We start from the raw sequence: 24,770 nt of genomic DNA on the forward strand, positions 1-24,770 counted from the left end.
ATGAAACCGACTTCGATGTTTACATCGGTACTTGCCGTATTGGTGTTGTTGATTGTTAGTAACTCGGTCTACATCGTTAAAGAGACCGAGCGTGGCGTGAAGCTGCAGTTTGGTGAAGTGGTCGAAAGCGATCTAAAACCCGGTCTGCACTTTAAAATTCCATTTGTGAACACCGTTCGTAAGTTCGATGCTCGTGTTCAAACCTTGGATACTCGCCCACAGTCGTTCCTTACACTAGAGAAAAAACGTCTAGTGGTAGACTCTTACGTTAAGTGGATTATCTCGGATGTGGAGAAGTACTACACCGCAACCTCTGGTGACTCGTTCCGTGCGGCAGATCTTTTGTCGACGCGTATTGAGACCAGTCTGCGTAACCAGTTTGGTACTCGTACCCTAACTGAGGTTGTCTCTGGTGAGAGTGAAGAGGTGATGGATACCGTCGTTTCATCACTGACAGAGCTGAGTGAAAAAGAGCTAGGCTTAAGCGTGATTGATGTTCGTGTTAAACGAATAGATCTACCGTCTGAAGTGTCAAACTCGGTCTACCAACGTATGCGCACAGAGCGTGAGCGTCTGGCACGTGAGCTTCGTTCACGTGGTCAAGAGCTTGCAGAAGGTATCCGTGCAGATGCTGACCGTCAGAGCACCGTTATCCTAGCGAACGCTTATCGTGAGTCGGAGGTGACTCGAGGTGAGGGTGATGCAGAAGCGGCACGTATCTATGCAGAAGCATTTAACAAGGACAGTGAATTCTACTCTTTCTACCGCAGTCTTCTTGCCTACAAAGAGTCATTCAATAATGGATCTGATGTACTGCTGCTGAAGCCGGATAGTGAGTTCTTCCGTTACCTGCAGAACGCATCTCCAAACGCGACCAACTAAACCAAGGTCGGGTTAAAAAGCGGGTGCCATTGGCACCCGTTTTCGTGTTAAAATTGATCAACCGGGCGTGCCCCGGTTTTTTTGTGATTTAGCAGTACTTAAGATGTCTGAACTTTGGCACGAGCTTTGGCTCGCATTTTGTTTGGTTTTAGTGATAGAAGGGATCATTCCTTTTCTCTATCCACACCGCTGGCGCTCTATGGTGAGTCAACTGGCGATGGTGAATGATAAGACCCTTCGTGCTTTTGGCCTGGCCTCTATGTTAATAGGCACTGCACTACTCATACTTTCTAAATAAAGAGTATCGGAGTTTTTTATAATGGCGTTGGCTGATCGCTGGCTACTTCCTGACGGTATGAAAGAGTTGCTCCCTCCCGTTGCGCGCGAGGTTGAGCTGGTTCGTCGTCGAGTGTTGGATCTGTTTCATGGCTGGGGGTACGAGTTAGTGATGCCTCCGGTTGCTGAGCACCTTGAGTCACTGTTGACCGGTGTGGGTGGTGACTTAGGTCTGCGTACCTTCAAAGTGACCGATGAGACTTCTGGTCACATGCTCGGTATTCGAGCGGATATTACGCCACAGGTCGCGCGTATTGATGCCCATCGTCTGCGTTCAGATGGCGTGAGCCGTCTCTGTTACTGTGGTTCAGTACTTCACACTCGTGCGGTGAATATGTTGGCATCGCGCAACCCCATGCAGATTGGCGCTGATATGTTCGGGCACGAAGGCGTTGACAGTGATGCAGAAGTCATCGCTCTGATGCTCGACACTTTGGTTCAGGTCGGTGTCAAAGGAGCAATCAATCTGGATCTAGGCCATGTAGGTGTATTCACTGAATTGGTGGCTGAAGCGGGCCTCTCTGAAGCAGAGATTACCAGCTACATCGATATTCTAGAGCGTAAGGCGTTGCCTGAGCTGGCGCAATTTGTTGATCAGCTTGATCAATCAGACTCGATCAAAAACAAGCTTGCCGCCTTGGGTACCTTAAATGGCTCAGAGCAGGCGCTGGAGCGTGCACGCGAACTCTTTGCGGATAACGCGGCCATTCTTGCTGCTGTCGATCACGTTGCTGCGATTGCTGATCGTGTTAAAACAGCGCACCCATCAATCGGTATCTACATTGACCTGGGTGAACTGCGCGGTTACAGCTACCATACAGGCGTTGTATTCGCGGCCTACTCGCCTAAGTTTGGCCAAGCACTAGCAAAAGGCGGTCGCTATGACCAGATCGGAGCGGACTTTGGTCGTGCGCGTCCCGCTACTGGCTTCAGTGCCGATCTGAAAACACTGGTTACATTGGCGTTGGATGAAGTGCCAGAGCCAGGTTTGGCGATTTTGGCGCCGAAAATGGAAGATTCATCGTTGGTCCTAGCTGTCGCAGCACTGCGTGCGCAGGGCGAACGAGTGGTTTATGAGCTAGACAATGCAGCAGTGCCAACGCACTGCGATCGTCGTCTGGTAAAAGAAAATTCTGAGTGGACTGTTACCACTCTCTAAGTAAACGAATAGTTGAGATACTAATGGGCAAAAATGTCGTAGTTCTCGGTACCCAATGGGGTGACGAGGGCAAGGGTAAAATCGTTGACCTTCTAACGGATAAAGCATCAGCGGTTGTTCGCTTTCAAGGCGGACACAATGCGGGCCACACTCTGGTAATCGATGGTGAAAAGACCGTCCTTCACCTGATTCCTTCAGGCATTCTTCGTGAAAACGTTCAGTGTTTGATTGGTAACGGTGTGGTGTTGTCTCCGCACGCTCTGTTAAAAGAGATGAAGCAGCTTGAAGAGACCGGTGTTCCTGTTCGTGAACGTCTACGTCTTAGCCCAGCTTGCCCCCTGATTCTGCCTTACCACATTGCGCTGGATCAGGCGCGTGAGATCGCTCGCGGTAATGCCAAGATCGGTACTACAGGTCGTGGTATTGGACCAGCATACGAAGACAAAGTATCTCGCCGTGGTCTACGTCTTGGTGATCTTCAGGATCGCGAGATGTTCGCTAAGAAACTAGAAGAGGTGATGGCGTACCATAACTTCATGCTAGAGAATTACTACAAAGTAGAACCGGTAAGCTACGAAGCGGTCCTTAAAGAGTGTTTCGAAATGGCAGAAGAGTTGCTTCCGCTTGTCGTGGATGTGACCGCTAAACTGCACGAAATGCGTAAAGCGGGTCAAAATATCATGTTTGAAGGGGCGCAGGGCTCTCTTCTTGATATCGACCACGGTACTTACCCATACGTAACCTCTTCGAATACAACGGCGGGTGGTACTTCTACGGGTTCTGGTTTTGGTCCACTCTACCTAGATTACATCCTAGGTATTACTAAAGCTTACACGACACGTGTTGGTGGTGGTCCTTTCCCAACTGAATTGGATTGTGAAATCGGCCAGCGCCTTGCTGAACGTGGCCATGAATTTGGCTCGACTACAGGTCGTGCTCGTCGTTGTGGTTGGTTCGACGCAGTTGCACTGAAACATGCGATTCAAGTGAACTCTGTGTCTGGTATCTGTCTGACTAAACTGGACGTATTGCATGGCCTGGAAGAGATCAAGATCTGTACCGGCTATAAAGATGCTGAAGGTAACGACGTATACTCTTTGAACGGCAGTGAAGATTACGAAAAAGTGACTCCACAGTACCTGTCAGTGCCTGGTTGGAGTGAGTCGACAATCGGTGCTCAAACTCTAGAACAGTTGCCAGAGAATGCGCGTGCATACATCGCTAAGCTCGAAGAGCTAATGGAAGCGCCTATCGACATCGTTTCGACGGGTCCAGACCGTGTTGAAACCATCGTTTTACGTGATCCCTACGACGCGTAATTCGTTGCTTGATACTAGAAAGCCGGCTTAATAAGCCGGCTTTTTTTTGCCAGCAAAGCTGGTATTCCCAGCTCCATTTCATCCGTGAAACCGCTGGATACATCCCATCCTGGATATGCCCAGCTCTATTTCATCCCTGAAACCGCTGGATACATCCCATCCTGGGAATAAAAAAGCCCCCTGGCGGGGGCAAGCACTTTGGAAGCGTTAGAAGAAACCCAGTGGGTTAATGTCGTAACTGATAAGCATGTTCTTGGTCTGTTGGTAGTGATCCAGCATCATCTTGTGCGTTTCACGGCCAACACCTGATTTCTTGTATCCACCAAATGCTGCGTGAGCAGGGTAGAGGTGGTAACAGTTCATCCATACACGACCGGCTTGAATGCCGCGACCCATACGGTATTGAACGTTGCTATCGCGTGTCCATACACCAGCACCAAGACCGAAAGTGGTATCGTTAGCGATTGCCAGTGCTTCCGCTTCGTCTTTGAAGGTACAGACTGAGACAACCGGTCCAAAGATCTCCTCTTGGAAGACGCGCATGTCATTGCTGCCTTTAAGAAGAGTTGGTTGGATGTAGTAGCCTTTGGATAGATCGCCATCCACTGCGTGAACGTCACCACCCATCAATACCTCTGCACCCTCATCACGACCGATCTGTAGGTAGTTAAGAATGCGATCGAACTGCTCTTGTGATGCCTGAGCACCCACCATGGTGTCAGTATCCAGTGGGTTACCACGTTTGATCTGTTTAGCGCGTTCAACCACCATCGCAAGAAACTCGTCTGCAATATCTTCTTGTACAAGAAGACGTGATGGACAGGTACACACTTCACCCTGGTTAAAGAAGGCTAGTACCGCACCCTCAACGGCTTTGCTGACAAATTCAGGTTCAGCGTTCATAACATCCGAGAAGTAGATGTTAGGTGATTTGCCGCCTAGCTCAGTGGTTGATGGAATAATGTTTTCGGCTGCACACTTCATGATGTGTGAGCCAACAGGCGTAGAGCCTGTGAAGGCAATCTTCGCAATGCGTTTGCTGCTAGCCAATGCCTGACCGGCCTCTTCACCAAAGCCGTTTACAATATTAAGTACGCCCGCTGGTAGAAGATCGCCAATCAGCTCCATTAGAACCAAAATTGAGGCAGGAGTCTGCTCTGCAGGCTTAAGAACCACACAGTTACCGGCGGCAAGAGCTGGTGCCAGTTTCCAGGCAGCCATCAGTAGTGGGAAGTTCCATGGGATAATCTGTCCAACCACGCCCAGTGGCTCGTGGAAGTGGTAGGCAACCGTTTTATTATCAATTTCACCAATGCTTCCCTCTTGTGCACGAATACAGCCGGCAAAGTAACGGAAGTGGTCAGAAGAGAGTGGGATATCGGCTGCTAGGGTTTCACGAACGGCTTTACCGTTGTCCCAAGTTTCAGCAACCGCCAGCATTTCACTGTTTGCATCGATAACGTCAGCAATTTTTAACAGTAGGTTAGAGCGTTCTGTAACAGAGGTTGTGCCCCATGCATCTTTAGCTGCTTCAGCAGCATCAATCGCTAGGTTGATATCCTCTTCAGTCGAACGTGGGATTTCACAAATCGCTTCACCGTTTACAGGAGTGTGGTTTGTGAAGTATTGGCCTTTAACTGGTTCTACCCATTGGCCGCCGATGTAGTTGCCGTATTTTGCTTTGAAAGAGACAACAGCGCCTGCGCTGCCTGGATTTGCATAGATCATCGAAGAATCCTCATTTGTTTTTTTTAGTCGAGGGGCTATTGATTAGCCTGACCTCACTATGAAGAGTTTCGATAAGATCCCCTATCGGCCATAAGGCTCTTTTTAATTGGTACTAAAGTACCGTTTTTGAAAGAGCAATGTGGTGTGCGGGAAAGTAGTGATAGAATCGAACTACTTTCAAGGAGTAGTCAGTGACCACAAAACGTTTTCTCAAAACTTTTGACGAGCTATCGATTGATCAGCTTTACAAGATCATGAAACACCGCTCGAACGTTTTTTTCTTAGAGCAGAGCTGTCAATGTGAAGATCTGGATGATAAAGATCAGATTGCGCAGCACCTCTGGTTAGAAAACAGTGCCGGTGAACTGGTTGCCTATGCACGACTCTTCTTACCCAACCAAGTCTATGCTGAATCCTCGATCGGTAGGGTCCTAGTTCCCAAAGCCGAACGGGGAAAAGGGTTTGCAAACACCCTAACAGAAGAGGCGATTCATATACTGGAGACCCTCGCGCCGGGTGTCGCTATTCGCTTGTCGGCACAACTACCCGTCGAGGCGTTTTATCAGCGCTTTGGTTTTCAATCCTATGGTGAAGTCTACGATGAGTGCGGTATTGCTCACATTGGCATGATTCGAGACGCTTAAACCTATGCCTTCTTACCAGTTCCTAGTCGTTGATGATCACCCCCTCTATAGAGAGGCGGTCGTTAATGTTTTAATCGACCTCTACCCCGATGAGCAAGTCGCCGAGTGCGGTCAATTCAGCGAGGTTGATCAACTCATTGAAGCGCAGCAGCCGGACCTGGTTCTATTGGATCTTAATATGCCTGGGGTTCAAGGTTTATCAGGACTGCAACACATTCGATCTCACCATCCCGATGTTGCGGTTGCCATTGTCTCCGCAGAGGAGAATAAACAACTAGTACTGCAAGCTTTAGCACTTGGAGCCGTGGGTTATGTGCCCAAGTCTCTGCCTAAGCAGGCCCTCGGTAAGGCGATAGAGCAAATACTGGCGGGTGATCTCTACATGCCTGCAGAGCTGTTGCGCCAAGCGTCACCTCAGCAGAATAGTAGTCATCAGCTTCACGATACGCTGAGGGCGCTGACTCGAAAACAGCTTTTGGTGTTAGAGCAGCTTGCCCAAGGGCGCTCAAACAAACAGATTGGTGATGAGTTAAACCTTTCAGAGAGCACAATTAAAACGCACGTCTCTGAAATACTGCGTCGATTGGGTGTCGATAACCGTGTTCAGGCGGCTAATCAAGCCTCTTCCATAGACTTTTCGATCTATCTCTAGCCCAACAGCTGTCGCAAGCGCTGCCTAAAGAGTAAAGGCTTTAGCGGTTTGTGCAGCAGGCTAAAACCCTCTTGTCGAATCGTCTCATTGAGACTCTGGCTATGGTTGGCCGTCACGACCAGTACAGGAATATCGATGGAGCTCTGCTCAAGTAAACGCTTCGCGAGATCGATGCCGGTACCCTGATCCAGATGGTAATCTACGATTAACAGATCAACGCTTCCCAGATCGATCTTATCCCCTAAGGCTTCACCGTTCAGTGAGGTCGCGACATTAGCCCCCCAGTGTGTGAGAAGCTGACTCATGGCTTCACAAATGGTCGCATCGTTATCGACCACGAGGATCTGTTTACCCTGAAGGGATGAGGAGAGAGAAGGATGGAGGGGGGATGGATCGTTAGCCGGCTCCTGTGCTCTATTTAAAATTGGGATCTCAAGGCTGAAGACTGATCCTTTGCCCAGTGTCGATGTCACAGTCAACGTATGGTTTAACACCTTTGCAATTTTATCGACGATCGATAGGCCAAGCCCTAACCCTTTATCGTGCGCTTTGTCCGCATTGGGTAGTCGTTTGAACTCATCAAAGATGCTCTTCTGATCCTCTTGGCTAATTCCCTCACCAGTGTCCCATACCTGTATCAGCAATTTGTCACCACGTTGCCTTGCGGAGAGTAGGACGCCGCCTGTTTTGGTATAGCGGATCGCGTTGGTCAGAAGATTGCGCAGTAATCGAATCAGTAGCAGCGAGTCACTGTGTACCCAAGCGTTACAGGTTCGATGTTTAAACTTCAGTCCGGCATGTTGAGCCGCAGCCTCAAACTCCGTTGAGAGTTGCTCCAAAATCGGTGCAACTCTGATATTGGTTTTATCCGCATGGACAACGCCTGCATCCAACTTGGAGATATCGACCAGCGTTCTCAAAAGGTTCTCTACATCGTTGAGTGAACGAGTCATCGAATCTACCAGTGACTTTGGACGATCATCCAAGGGTTGCTCGGCGAGAGTGGTGGCGAACAGTCTGGCGGCATTCAGAGGTTGCAGTAGATCATGGCTAACGGCCGCTAGGAATTTCGTTTTTGAGAGATTGGCTTGCTCGGCGACTTGGTTGGCTTGACTCAGCTCTCTATGGCTTAGGTTAAGCTTTTCCAGCGCTTGGTTCAGTGCATCGGTGCGCTCTCTGACCTGTTCAGCAAGCGTAACGGAATGCTCAAAGGCGGAGTAGGGGTTTGCCAGTTGAACGGCGCCTGACTCCAGTCGCTCTATCAGCGCTTGGTTGATCTTGCGCAGCTTTGCGTTCTCTTTCTGCGCAGCGTCTAACTCAGACTGACTCATTCAACCGTCTCTGTCCGATGGCGACTGCAGTAAAAGTTTGGTTAATATGCATGCCTGAGAATTGCTCACCGTAGGTGTTCAAACCAATCACATTAAAGGCTTTTAGAAGTTCTGAAACCTGCTGATCTTCACCTTTAAGTTCGGCTTCCCTGCGTCGTAAAAAACAGTCGCAGCCAATCACTATCTGTGGTTTTCCAATGCGACTCTCAATGCCATTGAATAGATCGATCAGATTCTCTTTTAAATCCTTGGGCTGCATCAGTGTTAACGCGATGCCATTCTCCATTGCGCAAAAGAACGTCAGGCTGGAATCGGGCTCAATGGATTGGATGGAGCGAATAAAATACTGCTCACCAATTTTGACAGCCAAGGGGTTGAGCGTGCAGATATCGTTATTTAACTGATCGACTGATAGCTCAAGTGCATCGGCATACTCGGTCGCCGCTAGGTCGGCATTGAGTTCATTGACTTTTCTGTTTTGCGGTTCAGCGTCCGTCACCACAAACTTGTTATCGGTTGGGAGTAGGTGGTGGGTTGTAAAAACCTCAAACTCAAATCGTGTATTGACCATCAAAACGGCCGCCGCGTCGGTATGGAAATCACCGTCAAAAAAGACATGGGTGGTGGCTAGATTGACGTCATCACCCGCCGATCCGCCAAAGCTGGGGATTGAGCCAAGTGCAGAGTTGAGGGTGGCAAGAAAGATCTCTTCGTCAATTGAAAGGCCATCAACCAAAGTAATGGCAAAGCCGTTCAGTGCAGCGCTTGAAAGGGTGCACTGTGACCGCAACTGATCCAGCATGGTTTGAGCATTGCCTAGAGTGAAGCGTTTCAGGTTCTTCACGGAGCCGACTTGAACACAAAAATCCTGGTTAGAGAAACCAATGGCTGTAATCGACCCGCGCTCATAGCCGTTAGGGGTTATCTCTCCGGCTGTCGTGCAGCCTGAAATGCCAATGTCATGAAACTGTTCGTTTAATGCATAGCCCAACTTCGCAAGATTGAAAGAGGCTGAACAGAAGAACAGTACAAATTGAATTGAGGGATCGTTGAGCTGATGTTTCAGCTCTTTCACGGCCAGTTCGGGATCGCTGTTGCTGGACGAAGCGGTAAATATCGATTGAGCGTTCACTGTTGTGTTCTTTTTGTTTTTAGAACACCCAGTATAGAAAAAACAGAGGCGGGATCAACCCGCCTTTAGAATGATTATTTAAGGCTATGAACCTTGGTAACCAGTGCTTTAAACAGTTTCGGGTTAGCGGCGATCAGCTCACCTTTGCCGCGGATGTCAGTTCCGCCTGTAAAATCAGCCGATAGGCCACCCGCTTCGCGAAGAATGAGTAGGCCTGCATCGACCTCTTCTGCCACCACGCCTTTCTGAACAACGCCGTCAATTCGACCGGCTGCAGTGTAAGCTAGATTCAGTGCGACAGAACCGGTGCTGAAAATGTCAGCGTTCGCTTCAATCAATGCGCGGTTAATGTTCAGTTGTAGATCAAGGTTGCTCTTGTCTGAAGGACGACCCAAGAAACCGGTTCCGATCAGAGTGCTATCAAGCGCTTTGCTGTTGCTGACACGAAGGCGTTTGCCGTTTAGCTGTGCGCCTTGACCGTTGCTCGCAGTAAACTCTTCACCGGTAATGGGGTTAAGAATCAGTGCGTGTTCAACTTTACCGCGGATAGTTCCAGTAATGCACAGCGCAAAAGAGGGGATTGCGTTTGAAAAGTGAACAACACTGTCGATAGGGTGTACTCGCCACTCACAAGGGTTAGGGCCCTCTTCTTGAGCTGGGTACTCACCTGAATACTCACCGAAGATGCTGTGGTGTGGGTTCGCTTTTTGGATGTTAAACGCAATAGTGCGTTCAACGTTTTTGCACGTATCGCTTAAAAAAGTAGCGACACTCGACTGCTCGCTTTTAATGAGGTCGAGACGTTCTAAAGCGTGAGTGATCTGTTCACTAGCCTGACGGGCAGCCCGTAGGGCGATGTTAACCATTGGTTGCATCAGTAAGTATCCGGAATTGTTAAAAGAGCGAATTTCATTATACCTCAGACCGCTACAAAACCGCTACTATCGAGCAGATGTGATTCATGGCGTCATCTGTTAGAATCACGCCCGCTCAGGGAGAGACAGATGTTAGATAAAATCCGAATCGTGTTAGTTAATACCACCCACCCAGGGAACATTGGTGCTGCTGCGCGTGCTATGAAGAATATGGGGCTGTCTGAACTCTGTCTGGTAGAGCCCAAACTCTTTCCTCACCCTGAAGCCAATGCTCGCTCTTCGAGAGCGGATGATATTCTTGAATCTGCACTGGTCGTTGAGTCGTTACAGGAAGCAGTTGCGGATTGTCAGTTGGTGGTGGGCACCAGTGCTCGAGGTCGTCACATCCCTTGGCCGATCGTTAACCCTAGAGAGTTATCAGCTCAAGTTTCAGAGCGACTCTCCCACTCTTCAGATGATTTCAAAGTAGCTATTCTGTTTGGTCGTGAAGATCGTGGCTTAACCAATGAAGAGCTGCACGCTTGTCATCTGCATGTTCATATTCCGACCAATCCCGATTTTAGCTCATTAAATGTCGGCGCAGCTGTGCAGGTGATCGCGTATGAACTGCGCATGGCGCTGCAAGAGTCGGTGGTTGAAGAAGCGCCGCAATGGGGTGTGGATTGGGATATTGAGTTGGCAGATCAAAAAGAGATTGAGCTGATGTTTAATCATCTTGAGCAGACACTGATCGATATTAAGTTTCTCGAGCCTGATAATCCAAGACAGTTAATGACTCGGTTAAGAAGACTGCTACTAAGGGCGGTACCAGACAAAGTAGAGGTCAATATTTTGCGTGGCATTTTGACCAAGATAAATCGCTCAATCCGTAAAGATTAATAGTTGACTAAAATTGTAGGATTAATAGTTGACTGTTTTTGTAGGGTTTTAGATAATACCTTTAACACAATAGGGTGTAGGAAGGTCTTATGCGACTTACAACCAAAGGGCGATATGCCGTAACCGCGATGCTTGATTTGGCGCTCAACAAAGAGAAAGGACCAGTCAGTTTGGCGGATATTTCTGAAAGACAGGGTATCTCTTTATCCTATCTTGAGCAGCTTTTTGCCAAGTTGCGTAAGTGCGCACTGGTGACCAGTGTGCGGGGGCCAGGTGGAGGCTACCTGCTCAATCTGGAGTGCGAACAGATTACTGTAGCATCTATCATCGATGCGGTTAATGAATCGATTGATGCTACAGGCTGTAACAGCCAAGGTAACTGTCAGGCCGGTGAGACCTGTTTGACGCACCATCTGTGGAGCGATCTTAGCGATCAGATCCACAACTTTCTTAGTGATATTAGCCTTGCAGATCTTTTGAAACGCAGGGATGTAATGGCTGTTGCAGATCGTCAAAGCCAAAGTACGGCAGCTGACGGGTTAATTCCCTCTGTTGCCAGCGCATAAGAGCCATAACTCAGTTTAACGTTTTTGGAGAGAGAGTATGAAACTGCCGATCTATCTAGATTACTCAGCGACAACACCGGTGGACCCTCGTGTTGCTGAAAAGATGATGGCGTGCCTTACCCCAGATGGTAACTTTGGTAACCCAGCGTCACGTTCGCACCTGTTTGGTTGGAAGGCGGAAGAGGCGGCTGAGACTGCCCGTCGCCAGGTAGCAGAGTTGATTGGTGCAGACCCTCGTGAAATCGTCTGGACCTCAGGCGCTACCGAATCGGATAACTTGGCCATTAAAGGTGTTGCGCACTTCTACCATAAGAAGGGTAAGCACATCATTACCTCTAAGATTGAGCACAAAGCGGTCCTCGACACCTGTCGCCAATTAGAGCGTGAAGGGTATGAAGTGACCTACCTAACACCGGGTAGCGACGGTCTGATTACGCCACAGATGGTGGCAGATGCGCTTCGCGATGACACCATTCTTGTCTCTCTGATGCACGTCAACAATGAGATTGGCACGATTACTGATATTGCGGCGATCGGTGAATTGACTCGTAAGCACGGTGTGCTGTTCCACGTAGATGCTGCGCAAAGTGCTGGCAAGTTACCAATCGATATGGCCGAGATGAAGGTCGATCTAATGTCACTTTGTGGCCACAAAATGTATGGCCCGAAAGGTGTCGGTGCACTGTATGTGCGTCGTAAGCCACGTGTACGTATTGAAGCTCAAATACATGGTGGTGGCCATGAGCGCGGTATGCGCTCAGGTACTTTGGCAACTCACCAGTTGGTTGGTATGGGTGAAGCCTGCGCGATTGCTCAAGCATCGATGGAGCAAGAGCATAAGCGTTTGGCTGAACTTCGTGATCGTTTCTGGTCACAAATCAGCGATATGGAAGAGGTTCATATCAATGGTTCTGTTGAGCAGCGCTACCCAGGCAACCTGAATGTGAGTTTTGCCTTTGTTGAGGGTGAATCACTTCTGATGTCTCTGAAAGATTTGGCGGTCTCTTCTGGTTCTGCTTGTACATCAGCAAGCCTTGAGCCCTCTTACGTGCTACGTGCATTGGGCCTCAATGATGAGATGGCGCACAGCTCGATCCGTTTCTCTTTTGGTCGATTTACGACCGATGAAGAGGTGGATTACGCAGCGGCACAAGCACGTGTGGCCGTAGAAAAACTTCGTGAATTATCGCCTTTGTGGGATATGTACAAGGACGGTGTGGATTTAACTAAGGTTGAGTGGGTACATCACTAATACTCAGTGAGAGGAGATCAGCATGGCTTACAGCGATAAAGTAATTGATCACTACGAGAATCCTCGTAATGTTGGCAAAATGGAAAGTGATGATCCACACGTAGGTACCGGCATGGTCGGTGCACCTGCATGTGGTGACGTAATGAGACTTCAAATCAAAGTCAGTGATGACGGCGTGATTGAGGATGCAAAGTTTAAAACCTATGGTTGTGGCTCTGCCATTGCATCTAGCTCATTAGTGACTGAATGGGTCAAAGGTATGACACTGGACGAGGCGGCTGAGCTGAAAAATGCTAAAATCGCTGAAGAGCTAGCGCTTCCTCCCGTTAAGATTCACTGTTCAGTTTTGGCAGAAGATGCAATCAAAGCAGCCATTGAAGATTACCGCGGCAAGCAGAAGTAATCGCATTTAACCTCTGGTAGACAGTTTAGGTAGAAGGTTTTTATGTCAATTTCGATGACGTCAGCAGCTGCTAACCATGTGGCTAAGTATTTAGAAAAACGCGGCAAGGGCATTGGTATCCGTTTAGGGGTTAAGACCTCAGGATGTTCAGGCATGGCGTACGTTCTGGAGTATGTTGACGAACTTAACAGTGAAGACTCTGTATACGAGTTTGAGGGCGTTAAGGTTGTTGTTGATCCAAAAAGCCTTGTCTATCTAGAGGGTACAGAGCTCGACTTCGTCAAAGAGGGGCTCAACGAAGGCTTTCAGTTCAATAACCCGAACGTCGCCAGTGAGTGTGGTTGCGGCGAAAGTTTCCATGTTTAAACCGGTTAAGGCTTAATTCTTGAATCTTTCTCAAAACTATTTCGAACTCTTCGGTCTTGAAGCAGGTTTTGTTCTTGATCGTACACTCCTCGATACAGCGTTTCGAGAGCTGCAAAAAGAGTATCACCCAGACCGATTTGCTCACAAAGGTGATGCTGAACAGCGCCAGGCTGTGCAGAACAGTACTCACCTCAACACCGCCTATGAAACGCTTAAGTCACCACTCTCGCGTGCACAGTACCTTCTCTCATTACAAGGTGTGCTGACCGGTGAAGAGTCAAGAAAGCAGCTGCCAATGGACTTTTTAATGCAGCAGATGGAGCTTCGCGAAACCTTAGCTGAAGCGCCCGAAGCCGCAGACCCTTTCGCTACTCTAGAAGCTTTAGAGTCACAAACTGTGGAGTTGGAAAAAGCCTGCTTTGATCATTTTCAGGTGGCTTATGCGGGTGGTGATTTGGAGTCGGCTGAAGAGTCTGTTCGCAAGCTGCAATTTTTAAAGAAACTACTGTCTGAGATAGAGGCCATGGAAGATCGCCTCGATGAGGAGTTTTAGTCATGGCGCTTTTGCAAATTGCAGAGCCCGGAATGAGTTTGGATCCCCATCAACGTAAGTTGGCGGTAGGGATCGATTTAGGCACCACTAATTCACTGGTGGCGTCGGTTAGAAATGGTGTTGCAGAGACACTTTCTGATGAGGCAGGGCGCCATTTGCTGCCCTCGGTTGTCCACTACTCAGAGGCTGGTGCCATCGTCGGTGCTGAAGCGCTGTCGAGAGTAAGCGACGATCCATTTAACACGATTCAATCCATTAAGCGCTTAATGGGTCGCTCCTCAAATGAAGTGTTAACTTTAGGCGATCAACTTCCTTATCAGTTTTCAGAAGGCGAGGGGGGGATGCCCTACCTCAAAACAGCCTTGGGTGATTTGAGTCCGGTTCAAATCTCTGCGGATATTCTTAAAGCGCTTTCAGCTCGTGCTGCCGAATCTTTGGGTGGTGAGCTTGAAGGGGCTGTTATTACAGTTCCAGCCTACTTTGATGATGCACAGCGTCAGGCCACCAAAGATGCGGCCACGCTGGCCGGCTTGAAAGTTCTTCGCCTTCTGAATGAGCCTACTGCGGCAGCGGTCGCTTACGGTTTAGATCAACAGGATAAAGGCGTCGTAGCGGTTTACGATTTAGGTGGCGGTACCTTTGATATCTCTATACTGCGCTTGACCAAGGGTGTGTTTGAGGTGCTGGCTACGGGTGGAGATTCGGCGCTGGGAGGCGATGATTTCGACCACGCTTTGGCTGAGTGGTTGCTAGAGCAAGCGCCTGAGCTGGAGCGTACACCTGCGGTTATGCGATCTCTTATGGTTCAAGCGCGTCGTGCAAAAGAGTCACTGACGGATTCAGATTCAGTCACTCTAACCTTGGCTAATGATCAAGAAGTTTTGGTGACGCGTCAGCAGTTTGAACAGTTGACGGCACCCCTTGTGTCGAAAACGCTTCGTGCCTGCAAACGTACCTTAAAAGATGCTGGCATCAAGCCAGATGAGATCAACGATGTTGTGATGGTGGGTGGTTCAACTCGTGTACCAGCCGTTGTTGCTGGGGTCGAGGCGTTCTTTAATCGCCAGCCTCATACCGATATCGATCCTGATCGTGTTGTGGCGGTGGGTGCAGCACTTCAGGCTGATATTTTAGCGGGCAATAAACCGGATGCAGAGTTGTTGCTGTTAGATGTGCTCCCTCTCTCTTTAGGGTTAGAGACTATGGGTGGTTTGGTTGAGAAGGTAATTCATCGCAATACGCCAATCCCTGTTGCTCGCGCTCAAGAGTTTACAACCTACCAAGATGGTCAAACGGCTATGTTGGTGCATGTATTGCAAGGTGAGCGTGAGTTGGTAGATGACTGCCGATCACTGGCTCAGTTTACTCTGCGCGGTATTCCCCCTATGGCGGCTGGCGCCGCTAAAATCCGAGTCACCTTTCAGGTTGATGCGGATGGTCTATTAAATGTCTCAGCCAAAGAGCTATCGACCGGTATTGAGAGTGCGGTTCAAGTGAAACCCTCTTACGGTTTGAGTGACTCTGAAATTACTCAGATGCTAACGGATTCTTATCAGTTTGCTGCAGATGATAAAGAGCGGCGCGCCTTGCGTGAACAGCAGGTTGAGGCAGATCGTTTAATCGTATCGCTTGAAGCGGCGATTGCTGAAGATGGCGAGCAGTTGCTGAACGATCAGGAGCGACAGGATCTTCTTTCAGAAATTGACGTTCTGCGTTCGCTTCGTGATGGTGCGAGCTCTAAAGCGATAGAGTCCGGCGTAGAGCATCTCGCCCAAGTGAGTGACTTCTTCGCAGCCCGTAGAATGGATCAATCAATTCAAAAAGCGTTGCAAGGCCAGCGCGTTGATCAATTAGATTAGGTAAATGTAATGACTCAAGTGATCTTCCTACCCCATGAAGAGTTGTGCCCAGACGGCAAAGTGATCGATGTGGAACCGGGTGTTACGATCTGTGATGCAGCACTGGCGAACGATATTCATATTGAGCACGCTTGTGAAAAATCCTGTGCTTGCACTACTTGTCATGTCGTCGTCCGTGAGGGTTTTGATAGCCTCGAGGAGTCCGACGAGTTAGAAGATGACATGCTCGATAAGGCCTGGGGTCTTGAGCCTGAATCTAGACTGAGTTGTCAGGCCGTTGTTGGTGATGAAGATCTGGTTGTCGAGATTCCTAAATACACCATCAATCAGGTATCAGAAGGGCATTGATTCTTCTATAGCATCTCTGAAAAGGGTCCGCACAGCGGGCCTTTTTTGTTGTGGTTGAAGGGCTATTTATCTTTCGTCGCATAACGTATAATCCGCGCACAAATTTTAACCCATAATTTAATTAAAGGATTACACAGTCATGGCTACTGAACGTACTCTATCTATCATCAAACCTGATGCTGTTGCTAAAAACGTTATCGGTGAGATCGTTTCTCGTTTCGAAAAAGCAGGCCTAAAAGTTTCTGCTATGCAGATGAAACAGCTTTCACAAGCAGATGCTGAAGGTTTCTACGCAGAGCACAAAGAGCGTCCTTTCTTTGGCGACCTAGTCTCTTTCATGACGTCTGGTCCAGTTGTTGTTCAGGTTCTTGAAGGTGAAAACGCTATCGCTAAAAACCGTGAACTAATGGGTGCAACTAACCCACAAGAAGCAGCTGAAGGCACTATCCGTCGTGACTTTGCTGAGTCTATCGATGCGAACGCAGTACACGGTTCTGACTCTGCTACTTCTGCAGCACGCGAAATCGAATACTTCTTCGGCGCATAATGACGCCCAAGGTGCTCTCCGTTGATCGGAGGGCGCCTTTTTTTTGGTCCAAAGCTCATGGCAGAACAGAAAGTAAACCTTATCGGTCTATCACCTACTAAGCTTGAAGATTTCTTTGAGGAGATGGGTGAGAAGCGTTTTCGTGCAACTCAAGTCCTAAAGTGGATTCACCAGCAGGGTGCCAGTTCGTTTGATGAGATGACGAACATCAGCAAAGCCCTACGTGAACGCCTATCTGAGGTTGCTGAAATTCGTGAGCCAGAGGTGTTACTGGATAAAACGTCCAAAGATGGTACCCGTAAATGGGTCATCCAGATGGATGGTGGTTCAGCGATTGAGATGGTCTTGATTCCTGAAGGGGATCGCCGCACGCTCTGTGTCTCTTCACAGGTGGGTTGTTCTTTGGACTGCAGCTTCTGTTCAACAGGCAAGCAAGGCTTCAACCGAAACCTTAGCGCTGCCGAAATCATCGCTCAGCTTCGTGTTGCTATCCGTTCCTTTGGGCCGTTTGACCCAAGTGGTGAACGACGCGTATCCAACGTCGTGTTAATGGGTATGGGTGAGCCGCTGATGAACTTTGATGCTGTGTTTGATGCAGTACAGTTGATGATGGAAGATAACGCCTATGGTCTCTCTAAGCGTCGTGTGACCCTGAGTACGGCCGGTGTGGTTCCTAAAATCGACAAGCTTGCTGAGTTAGGTGCTGATGTCTCATTAGCGATCTCTCTGCATGCTCCAAACAATGAACTGCGTGATCAGTTAGTGCCTATCAATAAGCGCTACCCGATCGAAGAGCTAATGGCTTCGGTCAAACGCTATTTCGATAAGCTGTCGGATCGACGTGTAGCAACGATCGAGTACACACTGATTGCTGGTGTGAACGATCAGCGTGAGCATGCTCGTCAGCTGGTTAAGTTGCTTCGTCAGGTGCCTTGTAAGCTTAACCTGATTCCATTTAATCCTTTTCCAAATTCTGGATACGATCGCCCCTCTGAGCAGGCAATTCAGGCATTTAAGTCTGAGATGTTGAAAGGGAATATCCTTACGACCGTTCGCCGTACTCGTGGCGATGATGTGGATGCGGCTTGTGGTCAGCTCGTCGGTCAGGTTGAGGATAAGACTCGTCGCAGTGCGAAGTACATCGAACTTCACAATCAAACGAGCTAGATTTATTGACACTATTCTACTATCGTTAATGAAACTAACTTTAAGTTTCTAAACGGTATTTTGTGTCCCTATTCAAAGCAGTAACTCTTTTTTGCTCTATTACTTTGGCAGGCTGTTCCGCTTTTTCATCGAGTGAACAACCTAAAGGGCGAATAGATCAATCTGCCCTAGCAGCCTACACCAAGCTGGGTATGCAATATCTCCAGGCGGGTGATACGGCATCGGCAAAAGAGTCTCTTCAACAGGCTGCTTTGGCCGACCCTGGCTATGCCCCAGCGTTGAATGGTTTGGCAATGGTGTTTCAAGCCGAGCGTGAACCAGAACTGGCCGATCAATATTTTCAAAGAGCCACTCAAGCAGACCCTAACTCTGCCATGATCTTTAACAACTATGGCGCCTTTCTTTTTTCTCAGCAGCGGTTTGAAGAGGCCTGTAAAGCCTTAGCAAGATCAACTGAAGATCCTTTCTATACACAGCGAGCACAAGCATTTGAAAACTTGGGTCGCTGCTACCGTCTGATCGATCGTGATTCCGCTGCGGAGCACGTCTTTAATCGTTCAGTGACACTGTCACCACTTCGGGTGACGGCTCATATTGAGCTTGCAGATCTTTACTTAGATAAAGGACAGGCTTCACTGGCCGCTCAACACTATGCAATCTTTCAACAGCAACTTGATGCTCAAGAGACCCAGCACTTTGCCAAAAGTCTTTGGGTTGGTGTAAGGTTAGCCAGACATAGTGGGAACCCATCAAAAGCGGCAAGTTATGCGCTGCTTTTGAAGAACCTTTATCCGAATTCCGAAGAGTATAATAAATTTAAGGATACTGGCCTGTGACAGACCATGATCTATTGGGCGATAGCCTCTCAGGATTTGAAAACCACAAGCTGATTGCTGCCCGTGAATCATTGGGTATCTCTGCTGGTGCGCTGCAGCGAGATCTGAAGCTAACCAGTGCTGTTTTTTCTGCGATTGAAGCGGGTGACCTTGATCAATTGGGTCAGCCGGTGTTTGCGCGTGGTTATATTCGTAACTACTGTAATCGAGTTGGGTTGGATCCCGAGACCTTTGTTGAACAGTACAATGCGGCTATTGGTCAGCGGCCTGTTAAACGCCGCTCAGCCATTAAATCAGCGGGTTCAGCGACCGCCGGTACGGTGATGAAACTCAACCCGCGTCGTGCAAGTTCGCTATTAACACTCCTCTTTCGGTTGGTCATCATTGCGGCTCTTTTAGCAGGTCTTGCTTTTGGGGCTTCTCAAATTAATTGGCCGACACTTGGGCTGTCCGGTTTGTTTGGTGGTTCTGAACCTGAAGAGCAGCAGAGCAGTCAGGCGCTTCCGCCATTGGCAGGAGAGTCTGAGGGTCTTTCAATACCTATCAAAACAATGACTCAAGAGTCTAATGAAGATGCGGTGGTTGAAGCGCCCAAAGCGATTGAGCTACCTAAGCCTGCTGAAACGCCTGATCTCGAATCTAAAACGGCGGCCGTTCCAGTCAAAACAGAGCAGCCCAAACCGGCGGAAAAGTCCGAGCCTAACGAACCCTTGACCGCTTCACCTGTTAATACGAGTGGTTCAGATGGTGTGACGATTAAATTTAGCGATGTCAGTTGGCTGAATATCAAAGATGCTACCGGTGAAGCGCTGTTTAACGGGCTATCAAAAAAAGGACAGGATCTGACAATCAAAGGTAAAGCCCCGTTTTCAATTGTCATTGGACGTGCGAATGCAGTCAGTTCTGTAACTTTTGATGGCTCAACAGTTGATTTAGAACCTCATACCAGAAAGAATGTAGCCCGTTTAACATTATCGCGATAATTAGATCGCACATTACGGGTTATAAAATTGGCAAAGCTACAAGCCATTCGTGGTATGAATGATCTTCTGCCAGACCAGTCACCGGTCTGGCAGTATCTAGAAACTCAAGTAAAAACGGTCCTGCAGGCTTATGGCTATGCTGAGATTCGTACCCCTATCGTAGAACAAACTGAGTTATTCAAACGCTCAATTGGTGAAGTAACCGATATCGTTGAGAAGGAAATGTACACCTTCGAAGATCGTAACGGTGATAGTTTGACACTTCGCCCGGAAGGGACTGCAAGTTGTGTTCGTGCAGCAGAACAGCACGGCCTTCTTTACAATCAAGTCCAACGCCTTTGGTACACTGGTCCAATGTTTCGTCATGAGCGCCCGCAGAAAGGTCGCTATCGTCAGTTCCACCAGGTAGGTGCTGAAGCTTTCGGTATGGATGGTCCTGATATTGACGCAGAAGTGATCATCATGAGTGCTCAACTTTGGAAGCGCTTAGGGTTGATCAATTCCGTTGAGCTTCAATTAAATACCTTGGGTTCAGCTGAAGCTCGTGCACGGTTTAAAGAGGACCTTGTCAGCTATCTGTCGGCTCGTAAAGATCAGCTAGATGCTGACAGTCAGCGTCGCCTTGAGTCTAATCCACTCAGAATATTGGACTCTAAAGATCAAAACACCCAGCAGCTATTGAACGATGCACCTCATTTTCATGATTACATCGACGAAGAGTCCAAAGCACACTTTGAACAGTTGAAGTCACTGCTCGAGGCTGCGGGTATCGAATACCGTGTTAATTCTCGCTTGGTGCGTGGTCTAGACTACTACGGTAAGACCGTATTTGAGTGGGTGACCGATGCGTTAGGCGCCCAGGGTACTGTCTGTGCCGGTGGCCGATACGATGGACTGGTGAGTCAATTAGGTGGCAAGCCAACCCCGGCTGTCGGTTTCGCAATGGGTGTCGAGCGTCTGGTTCTTCTCCTTGAAGAGCTGCAACTGGTTCCTGAGAGTGTTCGTCAACGTATCGATGTCTATGTCATCGGAATGGGGGATGATAATCTAGCGACCGCGATGAGTGTTGCTGAAACGCTTCGTCACGAGGCGGGCCTTCGAGTTCAGTTGCATTGCGGCGGCGGTGGATTTAAAAGTCAGATGAAAAAGGCTGATAAGAGTGGAGCAGATTTTGCCATTCTTATCGGTGACGATGAGCGTGCTGCGTCCGAAGTGAGTTTAAAACCGCTGCGTGGTAATGGCGATCAAGTTCGAGTTGCTCAAGATTCACTGGTCAGTGAATTGAAAGGTAAATTTAGTCTTTAGGTTGGAGAGTATAGTGGCTGAGCTACGTACAGAAGAAGAGCAGGTTGAAGCGCTCAAAAGTTGGTGGAAAGAGAACGGCAAATCCCTAATCATGGGTGTCGTAATTGCTGTGGCTGCTGTGTTTGGATGGCGTGGCTGGAATCAATATCAAGATGACTTTGCTGCAAACGCTTCCGCTATGTATGAGTCGATTCTCAATCCTGTCGCAACCGGTTTGCCACTGGATGAAGCCGCGGTTACCTCCTTGATACAGGTTGGGAAAGATCTTCGTGCAGATTATGCATCGAGCGCTTATGCCCCAATGGCGGCAATGGTGTTAGCTCGTGTATCAGTGAATGCTGGCGATTTAGAAGGTGCGCTTGAGCAGCTCGATTATGTTATTACGAGTGAAGTCTCGCCATTGGATATGAAGTCTTTGGCTACAATCCGTAAAGCGAAAGTGCAATTAGGATTAGGGCAAGCTGAAGCAGCTAAAGCGTCATTAGCACAGTTAAGTGGCTCAGATTTCCCATCACTATTTGCTGAGGTTCAGGGAGATGTGGCTGCTGCAATGGGTAACGCTTCGGAAGCGAGAGCTTCGTATGAAGCGGCAATGGCGTCGGCCGATCCTCAGCGCAAGCAGGTGATTAAACTGAAATATGATGATTTAGCGACTGGAGATGCATCGTAATGAATCTCATTAGACGTGCCTTTGTTGTAGCAGCTGCAACCAGTCTTTTGTCTGGTTGCGGTATTTTTTCTGGTGAAAAAGAGTCCGGCCCACAAGAGTTGGTCGCGTTTGAACAAGAGAAAGCCTTCAACCTTGTTTGGAGTGCAGATGTGGGTGCGTCGTTTGGGGATGAGTTTCACCAGTTTAAGCCAGGTGTGACAAACGATTCGTTACTGATCTCTGATAAGCAAGGACGAATCTCATCCTATGCGCTGGAATCGGGTGCGCTGAACTGGAGCGTTGACCTGGATGCCGAAATCAGTGCAGGTGTCGGTGCAGGGTTTGATCTAGCGTTAGTGGTTCTTGATAGCGCTGAACTGGTGGCGCTATCTGCAAAAGATGGTTCGGAACAGTGGCGAGCTCAGCTGAAGTCCGAAGTGACGGCTCAGCCACAAGTGGGCACGTCACTGGTTGTTGTTCAGCAGGTGAATGGTCAGCTAGCCGCCTTTGATCGCATTACCGGTGAATCTCGTTGGGTCTATGATGCTCAAGAGCCTGCACTGACGCTTCGTGGTACCGGTACTCCCCTCATGCTGAGTGATGGTGTCGTAGCTGGATTTGCTAACGGTAAGGTAGTCGCACTGGCGGGCGAAACAGGTATTCCAGCCTGGGAGATTCGTGCTGCTGATGCGATGGGTCGTTCCGAGTTTGAGCGTCTAATGGATTTGGATGGTGGCTTTGCAATAGCAAACGATCTTATTCTGACCGGCGGGTATCAAGGTCGTGTTGTAGCGATCAACCCGCGCACGGCGTCAACAGTCTGGACTCAATCTTTCTCTACTTATCAAGAGCTGGCGGTCGGTTTTGGTAATGTCTATGCGGTCGATGCAAAGGGAGCGGTTGAGGCCTTTGATGTCTCGTCGTCAGCCAGTGTTTGGCGCAACTCTGATTTTGCTAATCGAGGCTTATCGGCACCGGTAGTGGTCGGTAACGAAGTAATTTTTGGGGATGCTCTGGGCTACCTACATGCCCTGTCGCAAATCGACGGGCGTCCTATCGCTCGAGTCAATTTGGGTAGTTCACCTGTCACGGCGGATCCAGTCGTGGTAGGGGATACAACATTTGTACTCAGTAACTCGGGTAAATTGAGTGCTTTAACGCTAAAATAGCAAAAGCCTTTTAATTTTATATAAGGCGGTGACCTGACTTGCGGGTTGCCGCCTTCTGTTTTTTGGAATCAGGTGAGCAATATGCTTCCGGTAATTGCCCTAATTGGGCGCCCTAATGTCGGTAAATCGACCCTGTTTAACCGCTTGACCAGATCGCGTGATGCGCTGGTTGCCGATCTTCCTGGATTGACACGTGACCGTAAGTACGGTGAAGGTGATCTAGGGGAGCGAGACTACATTGTCATAGATACTGGTGGTATCACGGGTGACGAGAGCGGTATTGACCGTGAAATGGCACAGCAGTCTTTTCAAGCAGTTGATGAAGCCGATATCGTTCTGTTCCTTGTGGATGCTCGTGCAGGTATCAACCCAGCTGACGAAATGATTGCAGATCATCTGCGTCGTCACGAGAAAAAAGTCTACCTTGTAGTCAATAAGACCGATGGATTGGATCCTGATATCGCTCGCTCTGACTTCTATGCGCTGGGTATTGGGGATCCGCTCTCCATTGCAGCGGCTCATGGTCGCGGTGTTCGTCAGTTGATTGATATGACATTAGATGAAGCCGGTGTGCCATACCCTGAAGAGGGCGCAGAGCCGGAAGAGGAAGATGATGGCAATATTCGTATCGCCATTGTTGGTCGCCCTAATGTGGGTAAATCTACGCTGGTAAACCGAATGCTTGGTGAAGAGCGCGTAGTGGTATACGACCATGCCGGGACGACTCGAGACAGTATCTACATTCCATACGAGCGAGATGGCCAGCCATACACTCTAATTGATACGGCCGGGGTTCGCCGTCGTCGTCAAGTGACAGAGGCGGTAGAGAAGTTCTCAATCATCAAAACGCTTCAGGCTATCAAAGATGCCAATGTTGTTGTCGCAATCATTGATGCGCGTGATGGTGTCACTGAGCAAGATCTAAACATGCTCGGCTTCGTGATCGACTCTGGCCGAGCTCTGGTAGTTGCACTGAATAAGTGGGACGGCATGGACTATGAAGCAAAAGAGAAGGTTAAGACTCAAGTAGAGCGCCGCATGGGGTTTGCGACCTTTGCTCGTTTCCACTTCATCTCGGCGCTGCATGGAACGGGTGTTGGCGATCTTTATCGGTCAGTGAACGAAGCCTACCGTTGTGCAATGAAAAAATGGTCGACTAATGAGCTGACTCGTCTGCTTGAAGATGTTGTAGCTGATCATCAGCCACCAGCGGTCAATAATCGCCGTATTAAGTTGCGCTTTGCTCACCAGGGTGGTTCAAACCCGCCTATCATTGTAGTGCATGGAAATCAGACCAACGCACTGCCGGGCTCTTATAAGCGCTATCTTGAGAATCGCTTTACCTCGCTTCTAAAAGTGCGCGGAACACCGATTCGCTTCCAATTTAAAACGGGCGATAACCCTTTTTCTGGCAGAGTGAATAAACTCTCCGGTCGCCAGGAGGCTAAAAAAGAGAGACATCGTCAGCACATTAAAGAGATGAAGAAGCGAGCGAAAGATAAAAAGCGTAAGCGCTAATCTTTCTCCCACTCCTACAAAAAACGCACCTTATTAAAGGTGCGTTTTTCATTACTGCAAACCCAGTAAAAATAAATGTTCAAAAAAGTGTGTTTTTTTACAAAAAAGGGGTTGAATAAAAATCGGGTGTCGGTAATATACGCACCTCGCTTGAGACGAGTACTCAAGCAGCCACCAAGAGATCAGTGGCACGCTCTTTAACAATTAATCAGGTAATGCGTGTGGGCGCTTGTTGAGGTTGAGCACAAAAGCTTAACAAGACAAGCAACCTATATGTGAATTCATTTAGCGTAATGTTTTTCTTGAGCAAGA

At 48.7% G+C, this 24,770-nt stretch carries 26 protein-coding genes; 22 read left to right on the forward strand and 4 right to left on the reverse strand.

From position 1 onward, the window contains the following. The 4 genes from hflC to XMG48_RS03805 all read left to right on the forward strand — a co-directional run bounded on the left by hflC (nucleotide 1) and on the right by XMG48_RS03805 (nucleotide 3,696). Nucleotides 1–882 carry a protease modulator HflC gene (hflC, locus tag XMG48_RS03790; protein ID WP_173480703.1) on the forward strand — a complete coding sequence of 294 codons (882 nt, stop codon included), beginning with the start codon at nucleotides 1–3 and terminating at the stop codon, nucleotides 880–882. Nucleotides 883–985: 103 nt separating this feature from the next. Further along, a complete protein-coding gene (locus tag XMG48_RS03795) occupies nucleotides 986–1,180 on the forward strand; it encodes a DUF2065 domain-containing protein (RefSeq protein WP_173480704.1) in 195 nt (64 codons plus the stop codon). Nucleotides 1,181–1,201: 21 nt separating this feature from the next. Continuing rightward, nucleotides 1,202–2,377, forward strand: coding sequence for an ATP phosphoribosyltransferase regulatory subunit (locus tag XMG48_RS03800; RefSeq protein WP_173480705.1), 1,176 nt, complete (start codon nucleotides 1,202–1,204; stop codon nucleotides 2,375–2,377). A 23-nt stretch (nucleotides 2,378–2,400) separates the two neighbouring features. Further along, nucleotides 2,401–3,696, forward strand: coding sequence for an adenylosuccinate synthase (locus XMG48_RS03805; protein WP_173480706.1), 1,296 nt, complete (start codon nucleotides 2,401–2,403; stop codon nucleotides 3,694–3,696). Between the two features lie 207 nt (nucleotides 3,697–3,903). Here XMG48_RS03805 and XMG48_RS03810 read toward each other — a convergent pair whose 3' ends face one another. Continuing rightward, nucleotides 3,904–5,424 (reverse strand): aldehyde dehydrogenase family protein, encoded by a 1,521-nt coding sequence (locus XMG48_RS03810; RefSeq protein WP_173480707.1) that lies wholly within the window; start codon nucleotides 5,422–5,424, stop codon nucleotides 3,904–3,906. Nucleotides 5,425–5,615: 191 nt separating this feature from the next. On the opposite strand from XMG48_RS03810, the gene XMG48_RS03815 reads away from it, so the two are divergent. Continuing rightward, nucleotides 5,616–6,068, forward strand: a complete 453-nt coding sequence (locus XMG48_RS03815) for a GNAT family N-acetyltransferase (RefSeq protein WP_173480708.1) — start codon at nucleotides 5,616–5,618, stop codon at nucleotides 6,066–6,068. 4 nt (nucleotides 6,069–6,072) lie between these two features. After that, nucleotides 6,073–6,720, forward strand: coding sequence for a response regulator transcription factor (locus XMG48_RS03820; RefSeq protein ID WP_173480709.1), 648 nt, complete (start codon nucleotides 6,073–6,075; stop codon nucleotides 6,718–6,720). On the opposite strand, the gene XMG48_RS03825 is transcribed toward XMG48_RS03820, so the two are convergent. The 3 genes from XMG48_RS03825 to XMG48_RS03835 all read right to left on the reverse strand — a co-directional run bounded on the left by XMG48_RS03825 (nucleotide 6,717) and on the right by XMG48_RS03835 (nucleotide 10,058). Further along, nucleotides 6,717–8,051 carry a hybrid sensor histidine kinase/response regulator gene (locus XMG48_RS03825; protein WP_173480710.1) on the reverse strand — a complete coding sequence of 445 codons (1,335 nt, stop codon included), beginning with the start codon at nucleotides 8,049–8,051 and terminating at the stop codon, nucleotides 6,717–6,719. The genes XMG48_RS03820 and XMG48_RS03825 overlap by 4 nt on opposite strands. Then, entirely contained in the window at nucleotides 8,038–9,183 is a 1,146-nt protein-coding gene (gene nosP, locus XMG48_RS03830) for a nitric oxide-sensing protein NosP (protein ID WP_173480711.1), read from the reverse strand. Before nosP ends, XMG48_RS03825 begins: the two co-directional genes overlap by 14 nt. Nucleotides 9,184–9,257: 74 nt before the next feature. After that, a complete protein-coding gene (locus tag XMG48_RS03835) occupies nucleotides 9,258–10,058 on the reverse strand; it encodes an inositol monophosphatase family protein (protein ID WP_254443547.1) in 801 nt (266 codons plus the stop codon). Nucleotides 10,059–10,187: 129 nt separating this feature from the next. Between XMG48_RS03835 and XMG48_RS03840 the strand changes: the two genes are divergently transcribed. The 16 genes from XMG48_RS03840 (at nucleotide 10,188) to der (ending at nucleotide 24,458) form a co-directional block, all read left to right on the forward strand. Next, nucleotides 10,188–10,937, forward strand: coding sequence for an RNA methyltransferase (locus XMG48_RS03840; RefSeq protein ID WP_173480712.1), 750 nt, complete (start codon nucleotides 10,188–10,190; stop codon nucleotides 10,935–10,937). An 89-nt stretch (nucleotides 10,938–11,026) separates the two neighbouring features. After that, a complete protein-coding gene (gene iscR, locus XMG48_RS03845) occupies nucleotides 11,027–11,503 on the forward strand; it encodes a Fe-S cluster assembly transcriptional regulator IscR (RefSeq protein ID WP_173480713.1) in 477 nt (158 codons plus the stop codon). Nucleotides 11,504–11,540: 37 nt separating this feature from the next. Then, the gene (locus tag XMG48_RS03850) at nucleotides 11,541–12,755 is read left to right on the forward strand and encodes an IscS subfamily cysteine desulfurase (RefSeq protein WP_173480714.1); all 1,215 of its coding nucleotides are present in this window, start codon (nucleotides 11,541–11,543) and stop codon (nucleotides 12,753–12,755) included. Nucleotides 12,756–12,777: 22 nt separating this feature from the next. After that, nucleotides 12,778–13,158, forward strand: a complete 381-nt coding sequence (gene iscU, locus XMG48_RS03855) for a Fe-S cluster assembly scaffold IscU (RefSeq protein ID WP_173480715.1) — start codon at nucleotides 12,778–12,780, stop codon at nucleotides 13,156–13,158. A gap of 42 nt (nucleotides 13,159–13,200) precedes the next feature. Next, nucleotides 13,201–13,524, forward strand: a complete 324-nt coding sequence (gene iscA / locus XMG48_RS03860) for an iron-sulfur cluster assembly protein IscA (protein WP_173480716.1) — start codon at nucleotides 13,201–13,203, stop codon at nucleotides 13,522–13,524. A gap of 19 nt (nucleotides 13,525–13,543) precedes the next feature. Further along, nucleotides 13,544–14,077: a Fe-S protein assembly co-chaperone HscB gene (gene hscB / locus XMG48_RS03865; protein WP_173480717.1), complete on the forward strand. Its 534-nt coding sequence runs from the start codon at nucleotides 13,544–13,546 to the stop codon at nucleotides 14,075–14,077. A gap of 2 nt (nucleotides 14,078–14,079) precedes the next feature. After that, entirely contained in the window at nucleotides 14,080–15,936 is a 1,857-nt protein-coding gene (gene hscA / locus XMG48_RS03870; protein ID WP_173480718.1) for a Fe-S protein assembly chaperone HscA, read from the forward strand. A gap of 9 nt (nucleotides 15,937–15,945) precedes the next feature. Further along, a complete protein-coding gene (gene fdx / locus XMG48_RS03875; protein ID WP_173480719.1) occupies nucleotides 15,946–16,284 on the forward strand; it encodes an ISC system 2Fe-2S type ferredoxin in 339 nt (112 codons plus the stop codon). A gap of 139 nt (nucleotides 16,285–16,423) precedes the next feature. Then, on the forward strand, nucleotides 16,424–16,831 hold the full coding sequence (gene ndk / locus XMG48_RS03880; protein WP_169450197.1) for a nucleoside-diphosphate kinase: 408 nt from the start codon (nucleotides 16,424–16,426) through the stop codon (nucleotides 16,829–16,831). Between the two features lie 57 nt (nucleotides 16,832–16,888). Then, on the forward strand, nucleotides 16,889–17,998 hold the full coding sequence (gene rlmN, locus XMG48_RS03885; protein ID WP_173480720.1) for a 23S rRNA (adenine(2503)-C(2))-methyltransferase RlmN: 1,110 nt from the start codon (nucleotides 16,889–16,891) through the stop codon (nucleotides 17,996–17,998). Between the two features lie 62 nt (nucleotides 17,999–18,060). Continuing rightward, nucleotides 18,061–18,834, forward strand: coding sequence for a type IV pilus biogenesis/stability protein PilW (gene pilW / locus XMG48_RS03890; RefSeq protein WP_217363716.1), 774 nt, complete (start codon nucleotides 18,061–18,063; stop codon nucleotides 18,832–18,834). Continuing rightward, nucleotides 18,831–19,817, forward strand: a complete 987-nt coding sequence (locus XMG48_RS03895; protein ID WP_173480721.1) for a RodZ domain-containing protein — start codon at nucleotides 18,831–18,833, stop codon at nucleotides 19,815–19,817. Before pilW ends, XMG48_RS03895 begins: the two co-directional genes overlap by 4 nt. A 27-nt stretch (nucleotides 19,818–19,844) precedes the next feature. Then, entirely contained in the window at nucleotides 19,845–21,122 is a 1,278-nt protein-coding gene (hisS, locus tag XMG48_RS03900) for a histidine--tRNA ligase (protein WP_173480722.1), read from the forward strand. A 13-nt stretch (nucleotides 21,123–21,135) separates the two neighbouring features. Further along, nucleotides 21,136–21,792: a tetratricopeptide repeat protein gene (locus XMG48_RS03905; protein WP_173480723.1), complete on the forward strand. Its 657-nt coding sequence runs from the start codon at nucleotides 21,136–21,138 to the stop codon at nucleotides 21,790–21,792. Beyond that, nucleotides 21,792–22,940, forward strand: coding sequence for an outer membrane protein assembly factor BamB (gene bamB, locus XMG48_RS03910; protein ID WP_173480724.1), 1,149 nt, complete (start codon nucleotides 21,792–21,794; stop codon nucleotides 22,938–22,940). Before XMG48_RS03905 ends, bamB begins: the two co-directional genes overlap by 1 nt. A gap of 81 nt (nucleotides 22,941–23,021) precedes the next feature. Then, the gene (gene der / locus XMG48_RS03915) at nucleotides 23,022–24,458 is read left to right on the forward strand and encodes a ribosome biogenesis GTPase Der (RefSeq protein ID WP_173480725.1); all 1,437 of its coding nucleotides are present in this window, start codon (nucleotides 23,022–23,024) and stop codon (nucleotides 24,456–24,458) included. The last annotated feature ends 312 nt before the right edge of the window (nucleotides 24,459–24,770 follow it).

Origin of the sequence: Marinobacterium sp. xm-g-48 (assembly GCF_013282925.1) — a bacterium.
In the GTDB taxonomy this organism is placed as follows: domain Bacteria; phylum Pseudomonadota; class Gammaproteobacteria; order Pseudomonadales; family Balneatricaceae; genus Marinobacterium_E.